Annotated in this window: 3 protein-coding genes; all 3 read right to left on the bottom strand. The window is 70.8% G+C overall.

Annotated elements, in window-relative coordinates; translation table 11 throughout:
* Positions 1 to 27: 27 nt before the first annotated feature.
* Positions 28 to 1,065 (bottom strand): NAD-dependent epimerase/dehydratase family protein, encoded by a 1,038-nt coding sequence (locus tag VFC33_08300; GenBank protein HZR13236.1) that lies wholly within the window; start codon positions 1,063 to 1,065, stop codon positions 28 to 30.
* 12 nt (positions 1,066 to 1,077) lie between these two features.
* Complete coding sequence (locus VFC33_08305; GenBank protein ID HZR13237.1) at positions 1,078 to 1,980, bottom strand: lysophospholipid acyltransferase family protein; 903 nt, start codon at positions 1,978 to 1,980, stop codon at positions 1,078 to 1,080.
* Positions 1,981 to 2,075: 95 nt separating this feature from the next.
* A partial coding sequence (locus VFC33_08310; GenBank protein HZR13238.1) for an MATE family efflux transporter occupies positions 2,076 to 2,931 on the bottom strand: 856 nt, incomplete at its 5' end.

Consider the following 2,931-nt stretch of genomic DNA (forward strand, 5'->3'; position numbering starts at 1 on the left):
GTCGTGACGTTCGGTCCGCAGCGGCATTCAGTCCACCTGGTGTACGACGGCGGGGGAGTGTCGGAAGAACTGCTCGACGTCGCGCTCGTAGCGGTACTGCGGTCGTGCGTCCCCGACGACGCGCTCGAGCCGGAGCGCCCGGGCGAAGGCGTGCACCGTGCCGACCGACGTGAACCCGTAGCGGTACCCGGCCCGCTTGTAGCGCGCGTTGTCGACGCCGCGCCCGTAGCGCAGCAGGTCGAGCAGCTCGGACGGCAGGTCGAGCAGGCCGGCGGCGCGCAACGGTCGCGCCGCGAGACCCGTCGCGACCGGCATCAACGGGACGCGCGGCTTGCCGACGATCGCGCACACCTCGCTCCACGGCAGCGTCCCGTCACCGGCGACGTTGTAGACGCCCGGCACGTCGTGCAGCACCCCGTACACGAGCGCGCCGACGACGTCGTCCTCGTGGGTGAACTGCATGCGCGGGTCGAAGCCGAAGATCTCGGGGACGACCGGCCGCCGGAACGCCTTCGTGAACGGCGTGTCGACCCCCTCGCCGAGCACGTTGCTGAACCGCAGCTTCGTCACCGTGACATGCGGGTTGTCCTCCGCGAAGTCGCGTACGAACCCCGACACCTCGAGCAGCGACCGCTCCACCGGCGTGTGCGCGCCGCGCACGCGGCGGGTCTCCTCGCGGAAGAAGTACGGGTCCTGGTAGGTCGAGCCGTAGACGAGCGTCGAGCTCTTCAGCACGACCTTTCGGACCGGGCTGCCCGCCGCGCCGGCTGCTGCGAGAAGGTTCATGGTGCCGATCACGTTGATCTCGTGCAGGGCGCGGCTGCGCAGCTTCGTCGAGTCGACGACGAGATGCGTGTGCACGATCGTGTCGACCTGCGTCGCGCGCACGATCCGGTTGAGGATCGAGAACGACGAATCGGCCCGCACGAACTCCGTCCGCTCGAGCGGGAGGACGGGATCACGCGTGTCGACGCCGACGATCACCTCCACCTCGTCGAGCGCTTCGAGTGCCTGGGCCACGCGGCTGCCCCAGTACGTCCCGAGCCCGGCGACGAGAACACGCATCGGTCGACCGGATCAGCCGAACAGCACGCTGCGACGGGCGCGCAGCATGTCGTAGACCGCCTGCTGGATGAGCTCGCGGATGCGCTCCGCCTCCTCCATGATGCGGCTGCGCGAGTAGCGCTCCTGATCGGGTGGCACGTCGAAGTGCACGGGCGGCAGCACGCGCAGCCGCAGCTTGGCGGGGAACGGCGCGACGAGACCGAGTGGTCCCAGCAGGAGCATGTTGGCCGTCACCGGGAAGTACGGGACATTGAGGATCTTGGCGCCGCGCGCGCTCTTGTAGAGGAGCGGCATCGTCTCCTCCGAGCCGACAACCGCAATCGGCACGACCGGTACGCCGGCCCGCATGGCGATCGCGACGAACCCGCCCCGCCCGAACCGCCGCAGTCGATACCGCTCGCGGTAGTGCTTGCCCGGACCCTTCGTCCCCTCCGGGAAGACGACCGCGAGCTGTTGCTCGTCGTGGAGGAGCCGGTACGCGTTGTCGGGATGCGCGCCGACGCCACCGCCGCGTGACCACAGCGTGCCGACGACGGGCACGGCGCGGAACAGGTTCTCGGCGAGGCCGTACACGGGCCGGCCGAGCTCCTTCTCGATGCCGTGCATGATCACGGGCGCGTCCGACGGGATCGCGCCCGCGTGGTTGGCGATCATCAGCGCGCCACCCGCGCGCGGCACGTGCTCGAGCCCTTCCCACTCGACCCGGAACCAGTGCTCGTACACGGGGTCATAGATGGCGCGCGCGATGCGACGCATCCGCTCGCTGCGGCCCCAGCCGTCGACGTCGGAGCGCCGTGCCTCGGTCGGCGACGGCTCGGTTCCCGCGTCGGTCCGCGGGACGTGGACGATCTCGGTGCTCGCCCTGTCGGTGCCGTTCGTCCATCCCGCCTCGGGTGAGGTCAGGTCGACGTCCACGACTGGGTCCGGCGCACGGTCGGGCACCCGCGAAGGAAACCGCGGTGGCGCCGGGTGCGCAAGCCGTCGGTTGCGCGGGCTGGTCAGCAAGGTCGTCACGCGGGGCGCTCGGCGCGCACGGCGCCCGCGACGAGCCACGCCGGCGTCCGGTAGCGCCACCACATCGTGACGAGCCGGGCGAGCATCAGCACGCAGAGCGCGCCCCACAGGTCGAGGAGCGTGCCGTGCAGCAGCTGGACCGCGACCGCCACGGGCAGGAAGCACACGAAGGTCGACACGGCCATCGCCACGGCGAGGTATCCGACGTCTCCGGCGCCGATGAGGATCCCGTCGAGCACGAACACGACCGCGTTGAGCGGTTGCAACGCGGCGACGACGAACAGGAGCTCGAGCGTGCGCTGCGTGACGCGGGTGTCGTGCGTGAACAGGGGAGCGATCCACGGCCGGAGCACGACGAGCGCGATCCCGAACACGACGCCCATCACGACGCCCCACTCGAGCATGCGCCGCGCGGCGGTACGGGCCCCGTCGGCATCGTTTGCGCCCAGGAGCTTCCCGATCAGCGCCTGACCTGCGATCGCGAGCGCGTCCATCGACAGCGCGAGGAACATCATCACCTGGAACGCGACCTGATGCGCGCCGAGCTGCGCGTCACCGAGGCGCGACGCGACCGCGGTCGTGACGAGATACGCGAACAGCAGCGATCCGGTCCGGACGACGAGACGCCCGCCGACGCGCGCCGAGTCGCGCATCCCGTGCGTGCGCACGCCCCAGGTCGCGCGGAGGGGACGGGCGAGGTGCGCGACGAACAGGAGATACGCGATCGCGGCCGCGTACTGCGCCGCGACCGTTCCCCAGGCCGAGCCGGCGATGCCGAGGCCGAGCGTGTAGACGAGCAGCAGCTCGAGCGCGAGGTTCACGACGTTCTGCGCGACCGCGACGACGAGCGTC

The organism is Acidimicrobiia bacterium (genome assembly GCA_035651955.1).
In the GTDB taxonomy this organism is placed as follows: Bacteria; Actinomycetota; Acidimicrobiia; order IMCC26256; family JAMXLJ01; genus JAMXLJ01.

Bases quoted from the DNA above. Each gene is read 5' to 3' on its own strand.
- VFC33_08300 (HZR13236.1), bottom strand. From the start codon at position 1,065: ATGCGTGTTCTCGTCGCCGGGCTCGGGACGTACTGGGGCAGCCGCGTG.